The 16,181-nt window shown below is 61.9% G+C and carries 14 protein-coding genes; 9 read left to right on the top strand and 5 right to left on the bottom strand.

What is annotated here, in order from left to right; all coding sequences use genetic code 11:
• Positions 1 to 388: 388 nt before the first annotated feature.
• A complete protein-coding gene (locus ACX3OZ_RS15890; RefSeq protein WP_459097283.1) occupies positions 389 to 1,351 on the bottom strand; it encodes a glycosyltransferase family 2 protein in 963 nt (320 codons plus the stop codon).
• Between the two features lie 231 nt (positions 1,352 to 1,582).
• On the opposite strand from ACX3OZ_RS15890, the gene ACX3OZ_RS15885 reads away from it, so the two are divergent.
• Both ACX3OZ_RS15885 and wecC read left to right on the top strand, forming a co-directional pair.
• Positions 1,583 to 2,425, top strand: coding sequence for a WecB/TagA/CpsF family glycosyltransferase (locus ACX3OZ_RS15885; RefSeq protein WP_459097284.1), 843 nt, complete (start codon positions 1,583 to 1,585; stop codon positions 2,423 to 2,425).
• Positions 2,426 to 2,433: 8 nt separating this feature from the next.
• On the top strand, positions 2,434 to 3,693 hold the full coding sequence (wecC, locus tag ACX3OZ_RS15880) for a UDP-N-acetyl-D-mannosamine dehydrogenase (RefSeq protein ID WP_459097285.1): 1,260 nt from the start codon (positions 2,434 to 2,436) through the stop codon (positions 3,691 to 3,693).
• On the opposite strand, the gene wecB is transcribed toward wecC, so the two are convergent.
• Positions 3,666 to 4,841, bottom strand: coding sequence for a non-hydrolyzing UDP-N-acetylglucosamine 2-epimerase (wecB, locus tag ACX3OZ_RS15875; protein ID WP_459097286.1), 1,176 nt, complete (start codon positions 4,839 to 4,841; stop codon positions 3,666 to 3,668). The genes wecC and wecB overlap by 28 nt on opposite strands.
• Before the next feature lie 249 nt (positions 4,842 to 5,090).
• Between wecB and ACX3OZ_RS15870 the strand changes: the two genes are divergently transcribed.
• Positions 5,091 to 5,825, top strand: a complete 735-nt coding sequence (locus ACX3OZ_RS15870; protein WP_459104869.1) for a sugar transferase — start codon at positions 5,091 to 5,093, stop codon at positions 5,823 to 5,825.
• Here the strand turns inward: ACX3OZ_RS15870 and ACX3OZ_RS15865 are convergent.
• The gene (locus ACX3OZ_RS15865; protein ID WP_459104868.1) at positions 5,819 to 7,123 is read right to left on the bottom strand and encodes a polysaccharide biosynthesis/export family protein; all 1,305 of its coding nucleotides are present in this window, start codon (positions 7,121 to 7,123) and stop codon (positions 5,819 to 5,821) included. The two genes, ACX3OZ_RS15870 and ACX3OZ_RS15865, sit on opposite strands and share 7 nt — an antisense overlap.
• A 165-nt stretch (positions 7,124 to 7,288) precedes the next feature.
• On the opposite strand from ACX3OZ_RS15865, the gene ACX3OZ_RS15860 reads away from it, so the two are divergent.
• Positions 7,289 to 8,800: a GumC family protein gene (locus ACX3OZ_RS15860; RefSeq protein ID WP_459104867.1), complete on the top strand. Its 1,512-nt coding sequence runs from the start codon at positions 7,289 to 7,291 to the stop codon at positions 8,798 to 8,800.
• Positions 8,801 to 8,804: 4 nt separating this feature from the next.
• Positions 8,805 to 9,548, top strand: a complete 744-nt coding sequence (locus ACX3OZ_RS15855) for a CpsD/CapB family tyrosine-protein kinase (protein WP_459104866.1) — start codon at positions 8,805 to 8,807, stop codon at positions 9,546 to 9,548.
• On the opposite strand, the gene ACX3OZ_RS15850 is transcribed toward ACX3OZ_RS15855, so the two are convergent.
• Both ACX3OZ_RS15850 and ACX3OZ_RS15845 read right to left on the bottom strand, forming a co-directional pair.
• Positions 9,549 to 10,898 carry an HlyD family type I secretion periplasmic adaptor subunit gene (locus tag ACX3OZ_RS15850; protein WP_459097291.1) on the bottom strand — a complete coding sequence of 450 codons (1,350 nt, stop codon included), beginning with the start codon at positions 10,896 to 10,898 and terminating at the stop codon, positions 9,549 to 9,551. It lies immediately after the preceding gene.
• Positions 10,891 to 12,594, bottom strand: a complete 1,704-nt coding sequence (locus ACX3OZ_RS15845) for a type I secretion system permease/ATPase (protein ID WP_459104879.1) — start codon at positions 12,592 to 12,594, stop codon at positions 10,891 to 10,893. The genes ACX3OZ_RS15850 and ACX3OZ_RS15845 overlap by 8 nt, the downstream gene beginning before the upstream one ends.
• Positions 12,595 to 12,861: 267 nt before the next feature.
• Here ACX3OZ_RS15845 and ACX3OZ_RS15840 point away from each other — a divergent pair, with 267 nt between their 5' ends.
• Genes ACX3OZ_RS15840 through ACX3OZ_RS15825 form a run of 4 tightly spaced genes read left to right on the top strand, consistent with a single transcriptional unit; the run spans position 12,862 to position 16,163 of the window.
• The gene (locus ACX3OZ_RS15840) at positions 12,862 to 13,365 is read left to right on the top strand and encodes an acyltransferase (protein ID WP_459104865.1); all 504 of its coding nucleotides are present in this window, start codon (positions 12,862 to 12,864) and stop codon (positions 13,363 to 13,365) included.
• Entirely contained in the window at positions 13,362 to 14,399 is a 1,038-nt protein-coding gene (locus ACX3OZ_RS15835; protein ID WP_459097293.1) for a Gfo/Idh/MocA family protein, read from the top strand. The genes ACX3OZ_RS15840 and ACX3OZ_RS15835 overlap by 4 nt, the downstream gene beginning before the upstream one ends.
• The gene (locus ACX3OZ_RS15830) at positions 14,396 to 15,499 is read left to right on the top strand and encodes a DegT/DnrJ/EryC1/StrS family aminotransferase (protein WP_459097294.1); all 1,104 of its coding nucleotides are present in this window, start codon (positions 14,396 to 14,398) and stop codon (positions 15,497 to 15,499) included. The genes ACX3OZ_RS15835 and ACX3OZ_RS15830 overlap by 4 nt, the downstream gene beginning before the upstream one ends.
• Positions 15,483 to 16,163, top strand: coding sequence for an acyltransferase (locus tag ACX3OZ_RS15825; protein WP_459104864.1), 681 nt, complete (start codon positions 15,483 to 15,485; stop codon positions 16,161 to 16,163). The genes ACX3OZ_RS15830 and ACX3OZ_RS15825 overlap by 17 nt, the downstream gene beginning before the upstream one ends.
• Positions 16,164 to 16,181: the final 18 nt, after the last annotated feature.

The following is a 16,181-nucleotide window of genomic DNA, read 5'->3' as shown; positions in this document are numbered from 1 at the left end:
CCAGTGCCGCGCCGCAACCAGAGGGGCTCGACGGCATGACGCGTCTCCTGGGACGGCGATGGCAGCACCGCAAAGGTCAATGCTAGCCCTTTCGTGCTCTGCCGGTTGGCAATTGCGAAATGTTTCACGCGACTTCCCCCGGTGAGATACGAAACGCGGATACCCCCACGTCGGGCGGCGCTATCCTCCCAGCCCTGCCCGACGTTTCGTGTCCGAAGGACACCTTGCCTGCAGTGCCACGAACACCGCATCTAAGGTATCTTACGGCCCTGCTACGGGGCTCAGCCGGCCTTGCAACGCGGCTGTGGATCGACCAGAACAGAGTTCCAGCGACGCGCCTATCGCCCGTGGGGATTAGCTCTGGCGCCGTTGTGATCTAGTACGACGCTCATGCCTCGCTGCCGGACGGCTGGTGATGCGGTGGGCGCTGTTGGGAAAAACTCCGCCATGTCGCCAGGGCGCCCGCACGGTGCACGGCAGAACCACCGAGGCTGCGCAGGAGTTCGCCGGTGAGCAGGGCCAGTCGAAAGACAGCATTGGCTGTCGGGCCATGATGGCGGGCATAATCGCGAATACGGTTGGTAGTGAGAAGCGCATAGAGGTTGGCGTTGCGGCTATAGTCACCACCAATGTGGATGAAGACCGCTTCAGGAACGAAGGCGACGTGAAGGCCGGCGTCGCGGACCCGGCGCTGATAGTCGACCTCTTCGCTATAGAGAAAGAAGGACTCGTCCCACAGGCCGGTGCGGGCCCGGGCACTGGCGGAAATGAGCAGGGCTGAGCCGCTCGCCCAATCGACTGTGCTGGTGCGTTCGTAGCGATGATCACTGCAGATGCATTCGCCGCGGTCCAGACCATAACCGAGCCGCGTACCGAGGAGGGCATCGGCCCAGGCGGTCTGCAGCGATGGTTCGCGGCGCAGCGAATGAAAGAGCATGCCATCTTCGTGCTGGATGCGGGGGGCCGCGATGCCGATATTGGCAGACAGGCGGCGGATCAGATGGGCCACCGAACCAGGTGCGACACGAATATCGGGGTTGAGGATCAGCAGATCGGCCTCGGCCGAGATGGTGGCCGCACCGGCATTGATGCCGGCGGCATAGCCTCCATTGCGTCCGGTTTGCACCACGCGCGCACCAATGGGATGCGCACGCGCAATGGCGACGGACTTGTCGGAAGAGGCGTTGTCGACGACGACGATTTCGGTGCGCGGGAGGCCGGCGAGGCCCTCGCCCAGCGTGTCGAGAAGGCCGCCCAGTGTGTCGGCGCTATTGTAGGTGACAACGATCACCGCCAGCGATCGATCGTTCGAATTGTCAGCACGGGGCTGGCCTGAAACTCCCAAAGCCATCATCGCCTCCCAAGAATGCGACCCATGTCAGCGTTCACAGGGGGGCTGGGCACTAGTGATTTGCAGCTAGCGGAGCGTCGTTGTGCTTATGCCACTAGTCAATTTCGCGCGCGTATCGCTCCCGGCGGACGGCAAATGCGCTCCTATTATGCGCTGATCGCCCCTATTAGGATGATTGTTGGGCCTTTGCACCGCCGCATAGCGTCATCCCCTGCCAATGGGGAGGTCCTAATGACATGGAGCGCGGGTGAAGCCCAGGCCGGCGGGCCGTTTGCGCAGAATCCCGACTTACTGTTCGGGCTGCACGTTGATGCCATCGGCATGACCGAGGCAATCGAGCGGTGTCGGCTGGCGCTGGAGACGCGGCGCACGCTGTTGGTGGGTGTGCTCAACGCGGCAAAAATTGTCAGCATCCGGCACAATGCGGAGCTGCGGAACGCCATACTCGACTGCAATATGCTGCTGGCCGATGGCCAATCGGTGGTCTGGGCCAGTCGGCTGCTTGGGCATAGATTGCCGGAGCGCGTGGCCGGCATCGACCTGTTTCAGGAATTGCTGTCGCTGGCGCATCAGCAACGGCGGCGCATCTATCTGCTGGGCGCGACGCCCGAGGTTCTAGCGGCGCTGGTCGCTAAAATCGGCCAATGCTGGCCGGGGGCGGAAATCGTCGGCAGCCGAGATGGCTATTATGCCGAGGACGAAGCCGCCGACGTCGCAGAAGGAATTCGGGACGCCCGGCCCGACATGTTGTTTCTGGGCATGCCGTCGCCGAAGAAGGAAATCTTCCTTCGACGCTTTCAGGACCACCTGGGGGTGCCAGTTTTACACGGCGTTGGCGGCTCGTTCGATGTTCTGGCCGGGTTGACCAAACGCGCACCGCGCGCCTGGCAGCGCATGGGGCTCGAATGGGCTTACCGGCTGGCGCAGGAGCCACGGCGGTTGTGGCGGCGCTATCTCACCACCAACACCGCTTTTGTTACCCTGACCCTCCGCGAAATCTTCCACCCCAGCGCCGAAATGCAGCGCCTTCCTGCCGAGCCTGGCACGACGCCCAGCTCTCACATCTCATCATAGGATTGGCCATGTTGAACGAAGTTTTTAGTGGCAACCTCGTGGTTGTCGGAATGGGCTATATCGGCCTGCCTACGGCCACCGTCCTGGCGACGCGCGGGGTGCAGGTGACGGGCGTCGATGTCAATCCGCGCATCGTCGAGACGATCTCGCGCGGCGAGGCTCCCTTTATCGAGCCTGACCTGGCCGTCGCCGTCAGCGGCGCCGTGGCCATGGGGCGGCTCTCGATGGCGCGCGACATCCCTGAGGCCGATGCTTTCATCATCGCGGTGCCAACTCCGTTCAACGAAGACCACACGGCAGACCTCTCCTGCGTCAAAGCAGCGGCCGAGCAAGTGGCGCCGAAATTGCGAAAGGGCAACATCGTGGTGCTGGAATCCACCAGCCCACCAGGCACGACCGAACTGGTCAGCCAGTGGATCGGCGCCGTTCGACCTGACCTCATCATGCCCCATGTCGTGGGTGGCAACGCTGACATCTATGTCGCGCACTGCCCCGAGCGGGTGCTGCCGGGCAAAATCATGATCGAGATGATCACCAACAATCGGGTGGTGGGCGGCCTGACGACGAGCTGCGCAATCAAGGCGGCCAGCATCTATCGGGTGTTCTCACAAGGCGAGATTCTTCTCACCGATGCCGCCAGCGCCGAAATGGCCAAGCTGGTGGAAAACTCCTATCGCGACGTCAATATTGCCTTTGCCAATGAGCTGTCGCTGATCACCGAGTCGCTAAGGCTCGACGTTTGGGAAGTAATCAAGCTCGCCAACCAGCATCCACGTGTCAATGTCTTGTCACCAGGCCCGGGCGTTGGCGGACATTGCATCCCGGTCGATCCGTGGTTCATTGTCGCCGCGGCGCCGGATCTGGCCAGGCTCATTCGTACGGCGCGCGAGGTCAATGACCACAAGCCGCATCACGTGGCCAATCAGGTCATCGCCAAAGCCAGACGTTTTGTCTCGCCATCGGTGGCCTGCCTGGGCCTGACCTTCAAGGCCAATGTCGACGATGTGCGGGAGAGCCCGGCGATCGAGGTAGTTGGCCTGATTGCCAGCGCCCTGCCGGACGTCGAAATCATGGTCGCCGACCCCTATGTCGAGACGCTGCCGAAAGAACTCGTGGGCAACGCCAATCTCCGGCTGACCAACGCCGGCGAGGCTGTGGACCGGGCCGACATCATCGTGCTTCTGGTCGAGCATGATGCCTTCAAGGCACTGCGCCATAATCGCCACAATGGCAAGGTGGTCTATGACACCCGCGGGGCGTGGGCGTGAACCTGTCTTACGCTCGGAACGAAGTCGATTGGGCGCTCACCATGACCAAAGAAATGCTCGATTGACTTCACACTGCGATCCGAAGCAAGGCCGTCGCCATAGGGATTGACGGCCTTGGCCATCGCATCATAGGCAACCTCGTTGGTCAGAAGCCGGCTCACCTGTTCAAAGATCAAGTTCTCATCGGTTCCCACCAGCGACGCCGTGCCGGCGAGCACGGCCTCTGGGCGTTCGGTCGTTTCCCGCATGACCAGCACCGGCTTGCCTAGGCTCGGCGCCTCTTCCTGCACGCCACCGCTGTCAGTCAACACGATGTCCGACTTTTTCATCGCGTAGATAAAATCGCTATAGTTGAGCGGATCGGTGATGATGATGTTTTCGATGTCGTCAAGCTCGGGCAGCAGGATTTCGCGCACCGCCGGGTTGAGGTGGGCCGGCAGCAGCAACTGGACGTCCGGGAATGCTCGGGCGAGCCGAGCCATGGCCCGAGCGGCCCGTGCCATGGGCTCCCCCCAGGATTCGCGACGATGGGCAGTGACCAGGATGATCCGGCGGCCGTTGAGCCGCAATAGGTCCTGATTGGTGGGCAGCAATTGTCGGGAGGCGACATCAAGTAGGGCGTCGATCACTGTGTTGCCGGTTACGGCGACACGGTGGGGGGCGATGCCCTCGGACAGGAGGTTCTGTCGCGCCGTTTCCGTCGGCGCCAGATGTAGGGCAGCCAGGCGCGAGACCATTGTGCGGAACATTTCCTCGGGAAAAGGGTCGTAGGCATCGTAGGTCCGCAGACCCGCTTCGAGATGAATGACCGGCGTCTTCGCATAGAAGGAAGACAGCGCCCCAGCAAAGCAGGTGGTGGTGTCGCCCTGTACGAGGACAGCGTCGGGACGTTCTCGCTCAATGATTTCAGAAACACCCTCCAGCGCTCTGGCTGTGATGCCGTCCAGGCGCTGCCGGTCGGCGATGATGTTGAGATCATAACGCGGCTCGATGCCGAAAATGGCGTTGACCTGATCGAGCATCTGCCGGTGCTGGCCGGTAACCACCACAACCGGTTCAAGATGTTCGGATGCATCCATCGCGGCAATGAGGGGCGCCATCTTGATGGCTTCGGGCCGCGTTCCATAGACAACCAGAATCCTGCGCATCAACCGGTCTCCCGCCTTCGGCACAGGTGACGCTAGGCGTGGAGTGCTCTGCAGCAAATACCTCGTTCTGCTAAGCCGTGACTGAGGTCCATGGCCGCCGTGTGCAGGCCCTAGCCAAAGACGGTTAGTGGCCGGCCCAAAGGAGTAGCGAGGAGGCGAGGACCTGCACCGGCCCCTCCATTCATACTTCGTTAAGCTTATTACGCGGGAAAAGCGGGCGTAATCTAGCTCGCACGGGGGAGTTTTGGCTTGGGCGATAGCGCCTATCGTGCCCACGACAAAGCAAATTGTGGGGCGACGATGCTCGACCATTTCATAGAAGACCACGCCCTTCTCAAGGCAAGCCCGTTCACCTTGCGGGTGCCGGGGGAGGCACGAGGGCGGGCATATGTTTTTGGCAAACGCCTTATCGACATCGTTCTCGTCCTAGTCGGTGGTGCTATGATCCTGCCGCTCGTACTCATCCTTGCTCTGCTGGTGAGGCTGGATGGTGGGCCGGCTTTTTATCGCCAGCCTCGGATCGGGCGTCATGGGCGGGTATTTATCCTCTGGAAGCTGCGCTCCATGGTGCCAGATGCCGACCAGGCGCTTCGGGCCTATCTCGACAAGAACCCCGCCGAAAAAGCCGAATGGGACAAGCATCAGAAATTGCGGCGCGACCCCAGACTGACGCGGTTCGGACCTATTTTGCGCCGCTACTCTCTCGATGAGCTGCCGCAATTGTGGAATGTGCTGATCGGTGACATGAGCCTTGTCGGGCCGCGTCCTATGCTACCGCAACAGCGCCTGCTCTATGACGGCATGGCTTACTACGACCTGCGGCCGGGCTTGACCGGATTGTGGCAGGTCAGCGAGCGCAACAGTTGCAGTTTTGCCGAGCGAGCCCGTTATGATGAGCTTTATGGTTGCAGCATCTCAGCTGCCACCGACTTCCGCACCATCGTCAAGACCTTCGGCGTAGTGCTAGGCGGCACCGGCTACTGAGGCGTGACCGTCGCCGTATCCGCCGGCGTCTTTGGTGGTTCCATCGTCACCTTCACCAGATCGGCGGGCTGCAGGAGGCTTGTCTCCGTGGCGTCCAGAGCGACGGTCTCGCCGTCCTGCTGGCGCAGAATTGTGTATTCCACCTGAGTTTGCAGCATTTCGTTGAGGACGGGGGCGTTGTCGGCCTCGATCGATTCTAGCAGCATCCGGCGCGCCGCCGATTGCTGCTGCAGGATTTTTTCCAGACTGGCCTGGTCCTGCTGCAACAGGCGTGCTGTTTCCGATTGCTGCTCGTCCTCGAGCTTTGCGAGTTCGCGCTGGGAATGGTTGAGGTTTTCGCGTGCGGTCATAGTGGCGATGACGATGTCGAGGCGTTGGGAGCGCAGATTGGAAAGCTCTCGCTCAGCATCGTTGAGCCGGGAGACTGTTGCGGAGCCTGCGGCTACCAGATCCCGGATCGAGGCGACCTGCTGTTCGGCCTTTGTGGTCAGATCGTCAACGGCATCCAGTTTTTGTCCGAGCGCATCGATTTCGGCATTGTAGAGCGCGGCGAGGTCGACGAGGCCGGTTTTCTGGCGGGCGGTCTCGTTGACATGTGCATCAAAGATCCGTCGCTCCTGCTCGAGAATTTCGGCAGTGACGGGATCGGCGGTCGTGAGAGCCTCCGGAAAGTTGATGGTACTATCGCGGGCGAACTCGGCTTTCAGCCGCGCGAGTTGCGCCTTGAGGCGCAGGATGTCACTGCCGAAGCCGGCGAGGTCGGCTTCGAGGCGGATCGCATCGCTGGCACCGGTGCTGCTCTCGAAGCGGCGTTCGCCTCCGGCTAATGCCAGGGCCTGGATCACGCTTATGCCGGGACGATAGTCGAATTGGCCGGGCGCCGCGACGCTGCCCACCACATAGATGGGGGGATATTGCACCACCTGCACCGAAGCCTCAGGCTTTTCAATGAGGCCCAGCTTTTGCTGCAGGCGCTGGGCGATCTCGGCAGCTAGCTCATCGGGGGTCAGCGCCTCGGTCGAGATGGCGCCGAGCGAGGGAATGGTGATGGTGCCATCGGCGGCAATGTCGAACTCACCGCCAAGCGCGTCCCAGCGCTTATAATCACCCGAGGCGGCCACGAATTGCACGACGGTGAGCTTCAGCCGGGTCATTGGCACCAGCACGGCAGCACTGGCCGCCAGAGGCAGGGCGGCCATGGAGGCCATCAGAACACCCCAGAACAGGGCGCGTCGGCGCGGACTGGGTCGCTGCAATATGGGCATCTTCAATCCGCCTTTCATGGCTTTATCGCGCATCCTACCCCGCTTCGGGGTCTGCCTGAACCGACTAGTGCGGCTTAGCCCATGCGGCGTAGGCGGGGCGAACCCCTACCCGTGTTGGCGATAGTGCAGCCCCGTCAGAGCCTTATCCTCGTCGCCAAGCGTCGCATTGTCCGCGGCTGCCGACAGCAGGTGACGGCATTGCTCGATCTTGATTTCAGATTCTATTTTGCCCTGTTCCGCCGGAAATTGCCGGTGTTTCTCACGGTTTTGGCGCTGGTCAGCACGGCCTTTGTCGCCGCGATTGTCTTCTGGCCGGTGTCGTATCAGGCGACGGCGCGAATTCTCGTGGAATCGCCGCAGATACCGACAGATCTGGCCAAATCCACCGTGCCCACCGGTGCCGCGGAGCAATTTCAGATCATCCAGGAGGACGTGCTGTCGCGGCAGAGTCTTTTGGACCTGGCCGAGCGCTTCGGGCTTGACGCCGGCACACCGCAGCGGACCGATACGGAGATCGTCGCCGACATGCTGGCGCGCCTGGGGATCTCCCCGATGCCGATTGGCACGGGCAACGGCGCAACCGCGACCGTCTTTGAAATTTCCTTCAAGGCAGATCATCCGAGCACGGCAGCTGAGGTCGTCAATGACCTCGTCGCCATGATCCTGAAAAAGGACGTCGCCTTGCGCACAAGACGAGCGCAGGAAACGGTGACCTTCTTCAACAAGGAGACTGCAAGGCTCAATGCTGCGCTCCGGATCGTTGAGGGAAATATCCTCAGGTTCAAGAACGCCAATATCAATGCGCTGCCCGACAGCATCGAATTCCGCCGGACGCAGCAGACCAATCAGCAAAGCCGCTTGCTGGTGCTGGCGCAGGAGAAGGCGGGACTCAACCGGCAGCAGCTGGAGCTGCAGTCACGACCTCTTGGTGTGATCGTCAATCCGGCGACGCCGGACGAGCAGACGCTGACGTCGCTGCGGCAATTGCTGGCGCAGCAGCGGGCGACCTTCACCGAGACGAGCCCCACAATCGTGGCGCTGCGCAGCCGCATCGAGACGCTAGAAAAGAGCCTGATGGCGACCAACCAGGGCGCAGGAATCGACACTGCCGGTGACGGCGCCAGGCAAAGCCCGGCGATGTTCGACATCCGCGTGCGGCTTGAGGAGATTGAAGACGAGCGCGTGCAGCTCAACCAATCGCTGGCGGCGCTGACGGCCTCCATCGAGGCGACACCCGGCATCGAAACGGCACTCAATTCGCTGCAGCGGGACCACCAAAACCTGCAGGCTCAATATGACATGACGGTCTCCCGGCTGGCCGAGGCCTCAACGGGGCAACAGATCGAACTGCTGCTCAAGGGCGAGCGCCTGTCTTTGATCGAAAGTGCGGTGCCGCCGCAGAAGGCGCAGGGTCCAGGCCAGCGTGTCTTGCTGCTGGGTAGTGCGCTGGGTGCATTCGTACTGGCGCTGGCAGTGGTCGTGGTGCCGGAATTGCTGAGCAAGCATATCCGCCGACCGGCCGAGCTGGTCTCGCGGCTGCAGATCGTGCCCTTTGTCACCGTGCCCTATATCGATCGGCCGGCACGGGGCCATGGGGGGCTGCGGCGTCTGTCCAAAGCTGTGCGTAGCAGACTGGGTTTCGGGGGAAGCCGAAACGCTTTCCCGGTCCCCGCGCTTGCCGCTTTTACCAAGACCAGAACGGGCCAGTAGAAAAATGGACACCCCGCTGCAGACGAATTCCAATACGGCAGTGTCATGGCAAGAAATCACGGCGCTCGACATCGATCCATGGCGGCTTGAGCGGCAGCGGATTATTTCCTTGACGCGGCGGCATTCGGGTGCCGCCATCTTCGACATCATGCGCACCAAGGTTTTGCAGGATGCGCGCACCAAGGGCTGGAGGACGCTGGGCATTTCGGCGCCGACGGAAAAATGTGGCAAGACAACGGTGGCGGCCAATCTCGCCATCAGCCTTGCCAGACACGAAAAGCTCAAGATTGCGCTGATAGACCTCGAGTTGCGGCGGCCAAACCTGGCGCGCATCTTCGGACATTCGGGGCGCTATGCGACCGAAGATTTTCTGCGTGGTCGGTGCCAGGCGGAGGACTATCTCGTCCGGCTGGGCGACAATCTCGCAATCGGGACAAGTCCGCCTAGTGCGAGCCATGTTTCCGAACTGCTGCACAGCGCCGACACGGCGGCGGTTCTGGGCACGTTACGAGCGGAGCTGGGTGCCGACCTCGTCCTCTACAATCTCCCTGCGCTGCTGGAAGGAGACGACTGCCTCGGGCTCTTGCCGTTGGTGGAGGCCTCGCTTCTGGTGGTGGGAGCTGAGCAGAGCACGATCGACGATATCGATGTGTGCGAACGGCAGATGAGGGACCGCACGCACCTGCTCGGCGTGGTGCTCAACAAGTGCCGTTACCCTACTGGCAAGAACAGCAATTTCCAGGCTTGATCAGCCTTCGCGGAAGGTCCGCACGAACCGCTCTTCGATTGGCGCCATTAGATAGGACCAGACGGACCGTTCGCCGGTCTGGAAGAAGCCTTCGGCGGGCATGCCCGGAACCAGCTGGGCCTCCGCCGGAAGCTTCGCCAGTTCTTCGTCGGCCACACCAACCCGCACTGAGAAATATTCCATGCCGGTGACCTGGTCCCGCAATAGGTCCGGGGCGATGGCGTCGACGGTGCCGTCCAGCAGCGGTGTGCTGCGGGTGTCGAAGCTCAAGAGACGGATATCGGCGAGCTGGCCAACATGGAGGCGGCTGACGTCGGTGGGCCGCACGCGCAGGTCAACCACCAGATGGACGGCCCGCGGAACGATCAGCATCAGCTCTTCGCCCGGAGAGACAACGCCACCCACAGTGTGCACGATGGATTCATGCACCGTGCCGTCGATCGGCGCGCGGATTTCGAGGCGCATCAGCCTGGCCTGGGCGGCGATGATTTTTTCGATCACCTCGGCGATGGTCTGGGACACCGCCTGGAGTTCGGTCAGCGCCTGGGAGCGAAAATCGCTCACCGTTTGTTCGGACTGCAGGCGCAGCTCGGCGATCGAACTTTGCGTTGAGGCAATGGCCGATTGAACGCCAGCCAATTGTCCTTCGATCTCGGCCTTGCTGCGCCGCATCTCGTTGACGCGCTGGTTGGAGATAAGTTCTTGCCCCGCAAGGGTTTCGAGCTGTTGCAACTCGTTTGTGACGATCTCAAGCTGGCTCGAATAAGCGGTGATCTGGGCCTGCTGCCCGGCGATGAGCGCCTCCTTTTCGGTGATCAGCTCGGCAATCCGGGACACTGAGCTGTCAAGCGATTGCTTTCGCGTCAGAAGCAAGCGGAGCTGGTCGCGCACGACCTGTTCGAGCAGCGGATCAGCGTCGAGAACACTAGGGACTTGGGGCAGTTCCATGGAGGTGCTGCCAATGCTCTCGGCAGAGAGGCGAGCGCTGGCCCCCAATGCCTCGCGGAGCTGGGTTTTCATCACGCCGAGTTCAGCCTGCGCGAAGACATCGTCAAGCCGCACCAGGAGTTGGCCCGCGGTGACACTGTCATTGTCCTGCACCAGGATTTCGCGGACGATACCGCCTTCGGAATGCTGCACCTTGCGCGCCCCTCCCTCAACCACGACGATGCCCGAAGCAATGACGGCGCTTTGCACCTGTGCCAGCGCCACCCAGCCGCCGAGACCGACAAACAGCGCTGCCAGTACGATGCCGCCTATCACCGCATGGCGCTGGAGGCTGCCGAGATAGTGATCGTTGGGCCCAAGCCGGTTTATGCCGGGCCGGTCGAGTTGGAGGGGACTACGCATCGCGGGCCTGCGAGGCTGGCAGCGCGACCCGGTCGAGCACTTCGCCCTTGCCGCCGAACGCCACCTGGCGTCCGTCACGCATGAACAGTAATTTGTCGACCGCAGAGATAGCGCTCGGACGATGCGCGACGACTATGACAATCGAACCGCGCCTGCGGGCCTCCTCTATGGCGAGGGTGAGCGCCTCGTCGCCCTCCATGTCGAGATTGGAATTGGGTTCATCGAGCACCACGAGAAACGGATTGCCATAAAGCGCGCGGGCAAGACCGATGCGCTGGCGCTGCCCTGCGGAGAGATTGGACCCGTGGGCGCTGAGATTGGTCTCGTAGCCATTGGGCAGGGACGCAATGAGATCATGCACGCCGGTAGCCTGCGCAGCGGCGAGGATAGCCTCGGTGTCATGGCTGGCGTCGAAGCGGCAGATATTTTCAGCGATGGTGCCGTTGAGCAACTCCACCGATTGCGGCAGGTAACCGATTGCCGCGCCGAGTTCGCCCGGGTCAAAATGGGCCAGTTCGGCGCCGTCGAGGCGGATCGCCCCGGACAGGACGGGCCAGACGCCGACCAGCGCCCGCGCTATCGAAGACTTGCCTGCGCCGGACGGGCCGATAATGCCCAGTCCGTCACCCGCATTGAGCGTGAAGGTGACGCCACGCGCCACAATGCTTTCGGCGTTGATGCCGGTCGAAAGATTTTCGACGCTGAGGGTCTGGCGCTGGATGGGGAGGCGCGTTGGTCGTTCCCGCTGCCCGGAAGCCTTGAGCATGCGGTTGATGCGCACCCCGGCCTGGCGGGCGCTGACGAAACTGCGCCAGTGGGCGACAACCTGTTCCATGGGCGCAAGGGCGCGAGAGGTGAGGATCGACGCGGCGATCATGATGCCGCCTGTCGCCTGGTTTTGAATGACGAGATAGGCACCCAGCGCGAGGACGGCCGATTGGAGGAGGAAGCGAAAGCCCTTGGTGATCGAACTGTAAAAGGCCACGCGGTCGGACGAGCGCATCTGGGTACGCACCAGTTGTCCGGAGGCCCGCGCCCAGCGCCGCGTCACGGCGTCCTGCATGCCCATGGCAAAGATGGACTCGGCATTGTTGTCGGCGTCTCGGCCGAGCGCGGCGCGTTCGCCAGACGCCGCCGTTGTGGCCATAGCGGGCCGGTGGGAGTTGAGTTCGTTGAGCACCAGCAGCAGGGTCATCACCAGACCGCCGGCCAGCGCCATCGTGCCGAGCCAGGGGTGTAGATAAAAGGCCAGCGCCAGGTAGATCGGCACCCATGGGATATCCAGCAGCGAGATCGCGCCTGGTCCTGAAATGAAGAGGCGAACCTGATCGAGATCCTGCACCGGATTGCTTAGATGGAGGTGGCTCTGATTGATCCTCATACGCATGGTGAGTGGGAAGAGACGCTGCGCCAGTCGGTCATGGAGCAGGCCACCGATGCGACCGGCCATGCGCGCCCTAATCCATTCGATGACCGCATAGAAGCCGAACAGCACGACCACCAGTGCGGTCAGTGCGGCCAGCGTTTCTGCCGAACGGCTCGGGATGACCAGGTCATAAACCTGCAGCATGAAGATCGAGCCCGTCAACATCAGGATGTTGGAGGTGACGCTGAGCGCGAAGAGCACGACAACGTGGCCACGCGCCAGGCGAAGCACATCTCCGAGCGAGTTGGGTTCGGCGCTGGCAACCATCATCGACAAGGCGGCCTCCTCGCTAGCGGCCTCGCCATGGCGTCAGGGGTCGCTGTCCGGGGCCTATCGATAGCAGGGCGGCGCGTACGGCCTCGCTAGCTCAATTGGCCTATGCCGAGCTGCGCCTCTAACCTGAAAGCCGCGCATTTCCCGCGACGCCTGCTGGTCGAGCTATCCCCGTAGCTACATTGAGAAATTGCTGGCTACCCGCGCACTGCTACATTTTTGCACCGGATCGGCGAGACAATTTGCCGGCATGGGGGGCAAGCAATGATGCAGCAGGTGACGTTGGGCAAGGGCGTGGTGATCCACCACGCTGACCTGGTCAATCTTTATGGCTGCTCGATCGGTGACAACAGCCGCGTTGGCAGTTTTGTGGAAATCCAGAAGAACGCCACGATCGGACGGAACTGCAAGATTTCGAGTCACAGCTTCATCTGCGAAGGGGTCGCCATTGAGGATGGCGTCTTCATCGGCCATGGCGTGATGTTCACCAACGACCTTTACCCGCGCGCCACGACCGAAACTGGCGCGCTCCAGGGCAGCGGCGACTGGGCAGTGCTGCCGACCCGGGTGTGCCGCAATGCGTCCATCGGCAGCAATGCCACCATTCTGCCCGGTCTGACCATTGGAGCAGGCGCCCTTGTCGGCGCCGGCTCTGTGGTCACCCGCGACGTGGCGCCGGGCGAAACTGTCGTCGGTGTCCCGGCCAGGCCCTTGAGCCAACGGCAACAGGTCAATCCTTCCATTCATCAACATGGGTTGCAATCATGATTGGCATCGGCGTTATCGGCTATGGCTATTGGGGCCCCAATCTGGTCCGAAATTTCTCCGACATTGCAAATGTCGATCTGCGCTGGGTCTGCGACCTGCAAACCGAGAGGCTGGCACGGTTGCGTTCGCGCTATCCGGCAGTGCAGATCACAGAGGACATGGCCAATGTGCTCAACGATCCCAAGGTGGATGCGGTGGCGATTGCGACGCCGGTTTCCAGCCATTTCGATCTCGCCATGAAATGCCTCAAGGCCGGCAAAAGCGTCTTCGTTGAGAAGCCGATTACGGCAACCTCGGAACAGGCGCGGCGGTTGATCGACCAAGCGGACCGGCGGGGTCTTGTGGTCGCTGTTGACCACACCTTCATCCATACCGGTGCGGTGAAGAAACTGCGCGAGGTGATCCGCAACGATCTGGGCGAGCTCTACTACTACGACTCCGTGCGGGTGAATCTCGGTATCTTCCAGCATGATGTGAGCGTCATGTGGGACTTGGCGGTGCATGACCTCTCGATCATGGACTACGTGGTCGAGGCCCAACCCGTCGCCGTCTCGGCACTCGGCATGTCGCACGTGGAAGGGACGCCCGAAAATATCGCGTATCTGAACCTGCACTTCGACTGTAAGCTGATGGCCCATGTCCATGTCAACTGGCTGGCGCCGCTTAAGGTGCGGCGCACGTTGGTAGGAGGCAGCCAGAAAATGGTGGTCTATGACGATCTCGAACCCAGCGAGAAAATCAAAATCTATGACCGCGGCATAACCTTTGACCCGATGGCGCCAAAGGCGGGCGAGCGGCGCAACCAGATGCGCATCGGCTACCGGGCCGGCGACATGTCGGCGCCCCAGCTCGACATCACCGAAGCGCTCGGCTCCGAGCTTAATGAGTTCGTCACCTGCGTCGAGCGTGGCACCAGACCGATAGCCGACGGGGCCGCAGGCCTGCGGGTTGTCAAAATTCTGGAGGCCGCCACGCAGTCCATGGCCCGAGGCGGCGCTGTCGTGAAACTGGCGCGCGAAAGGGAACTCGCATGATCCCCTTTCTCGACCTCAAGGCGCAATATGCCAGCATCCAGCCGCAGATCGAGAGCGCCGTGACCAAGGTTCTGCGCTCGGGGCACTATGTGCTGGGCGACGACGTGGCGGCGCTCGAAGAAGAATTCGCCGCCTATTGCGGCACGACCCATGCCGTTGCGGTCAATACCGGCACAAGCGCACTGCATCTGGCACTCCTGGCGGCGGGGGTGAAGCGCGGCGATGAGGTGATCACCACCCCGTTCACCTTCATCGCCTCGGCGGCGGCCATTCGCTATATTGGTGCGCGGCCGGTCTTTGTCGATATCGATCCAAAGACCTTCACCATTGATCCCGACAAGATCGAAAGCGCCATCACGCCGCGCACGAAGGCCATCCTACCGGTGCATCTTTACGGGCAGATGGCGGCTATGAGTGACATCCTCGACCTTGCAACTCGGCATGGGCTAACGGTAGTCGAAGATGCCTGCCAGGCGCATGGCGCGCGCTATAAGGGCCAGCGCGCCGGCAGCATGGGCGTCTCGGGCTGTTTTAGCTTCTATCCCGGCAAGAACCTTGGCGCCTGTGGCGAAGGTGGGATGGTCGTCACCAGCAATGACGAGCATGCGCGCCAGATCCGCATGTTGCGCGATTGGGGCCAGGAGAAGCGCTACCACCATGTGGTGGAGGGTTATAATTACCGGATGGACGCCATTCAGGGCGCGATTCTGCGGGTAAAACTGCGGCAGCTTGAGAGCTGGACTGAAACACGTCGTGCCCGCGCTCAGCTTTATACAAAATTGCTGGAGGGCTCCTGCATTGCGGCGCCAATCGAGGCCGAGGGCAATCGACATGTCTGGCACATTTTTGCGGTGCGTATGCGGGATCGCGATAACCTTCGAGCGCAGCTGTTGAAGGAAGGCATAGAAACGGGCCTGCACTATCCGGTGCCGGTGCATCTGCAACCGGCCTATGCCGACCTTGGCCACAAGCGTGGGGACTTCGTGCAGGCCGAAGCGGCAGCCGACACGGTCTTGTCGCTGCCAATCTATCCAGAGCTGTCGGAACGCGACGTGGAATTCATTGCCGACGCGGTGAGCCAAGATGTCTACGCTGCTTGAAGAGCCCTCGCATGCTCGCGTCGTCCCGGCCATCCACGGCCGGAACAATATGGAGAATGATCCTGCCTTTGAGCGCGGCTTTGCCGATTGGCTCGCGCAGCATTATGGCGGCGAGCGACTGCCTGATGCTTATTCCCGCTTTGCGGTCGGCGACGGAAAGCTCGATGCACTCATGCGCAAGCTAGTCTTCCAGGTCGGTGCGAGGTCATGCGGCGCCGGACTGCAGGTCGGGAGTCAGGTGGGCTTCAAGCATATCGAGACCTTCGAGATCGGCAACAATGTCTTTATCGGGGCCGGGGCATATATCCAGGGCCGCTTCGATGGCCATTGCACCATCGGCAACCATGTGTGGATCGGCCCGCAAGCCTATTTCGACGCGCGCAACCTGGTGTTGGGCGACCATGTTGGCTGGGGCCCGGGCGCCCGGGTATTGGGCTCGCAACATACGGGCCTACCCACCAGCGTGCCAGTCATCGCCACCGATCTTGAAATCAAGCCGGTTCTTATAGGGACGGGCGCAGATATCGGCGCCAATGCGACCATCCTGCCCGGCGTCACCATCGGGGAAGGCGCCATTATCGGCGCGGGTGCCGTCGTGACCACCGATATTCCGGCTTTCACTATAGCCGCCGGCGTTCCCGCCCGCGTGTTGCGTCAGCGCTGAACCAGAAGGATCTGACAC

The sequence above is a fragment of the Devosia sp. A369 genome (assembly GCF_054489345.1).
The sequence above is the reverse complement of the archived record's forward strand: the minus strand, read 5'-3'. Positions and strand labels throughout refer to the sequence as shown.

What these genes read in the sequence shown, in the direction of transcription:
- ACX3OZ_RS15890 (WP_459097283.1), bottom strand. Translation starts at nt 1,351, where the DNA reads ATGGCTTTGGGAGTTTCAGGCCAGCCCCGTGCTGACAATTCGAACGAT.
- ACX3OZ_RS15885 (WP_459097284.1), top strand. Translation starts at nt 1,583, where the DNA reads ATGACATGGAGCGCGGGTGAAGCCCAGGCCGGCGGGCCGTTTGCGCAG.
- wecC (WP_459097285.1), top strand. Translation starts at nt 2,434, where the DNA reads ATGTTGAACGAAGTTTTTAGTGGCAACCTCGTGGTTGTCGGAATGGGC.
- wecB (WP_459097286.1), bottom strand. Translation starts at nt 4,841, where the DNA reads ATGCGCAGGATTCTGGTTGTCTATGGAACGCGGCCCGAAGCCATCAAG.
- ACX3OZ_RS15865 (WP_459104868.1), bottom strand. Translation starts at nt 7,123, where the DNA reads ATGCGCGATAAAGCCATGAAAGGCGGATTGAAGATGCCCATATTGCAG.
- ACX3OZ_RS15855 (WP_459104866.1), top strand. Translation starts at nt 8,805, where the DNA reads ATGGACACCCCGCTGCAGACGAATTCCAATACGGCAGTGTCATGGCAA.
- ACX3OZ_RS15850 (WP_459097291.1), bottom strand. Translation starts at nt 10,898, where the DNA reads ATGCGTAGTCCCCTCCAACTCGACCGGCCCGGCATAAACCGGCTTGGG.
- ACX3OZ_RS15845 (WP_459104879.1), bottom strand. Translation starts at nt 12,594, where the DNA reads ATGATGGTTGCCAGCGCCGAACCCAACTCGCTCGGAGATGTGCTTCGC.
- ACX3OZ_RS15840 (WP_459104865.1), top strand. Translation starts at nt 12,862, where the DNA reads ATGATGCAGCAGGTGACGTTGGGCAAGGGCGTGGTGATCCACCACGCT.
- ACX3OZ_RS15835 (WP_459097293.1), top strand. Translation starts at nt 13,362, where the DNA reads ATGATTGGCATCGGCGTTATCGGCTATGGCTATTGGGGCCCCAATCTG.
- ACX3OZ_RS15830 (WP_459097294.1), top strand. Translation starts at nt 14,396, where the DNA reads ATGATCCCCTTTCTCGACCTCAAGGCGCAATATGCCAGCATCCAGCCG.
- ACX3OZ_RS15825 (WP_459104864.1), top strand. Translation starts at nt 15,483, where the DNA reads ATGTCTACGCTGCTTGAAGAGCCCTCGCATGCTCGCGTCGTCCCGGCC.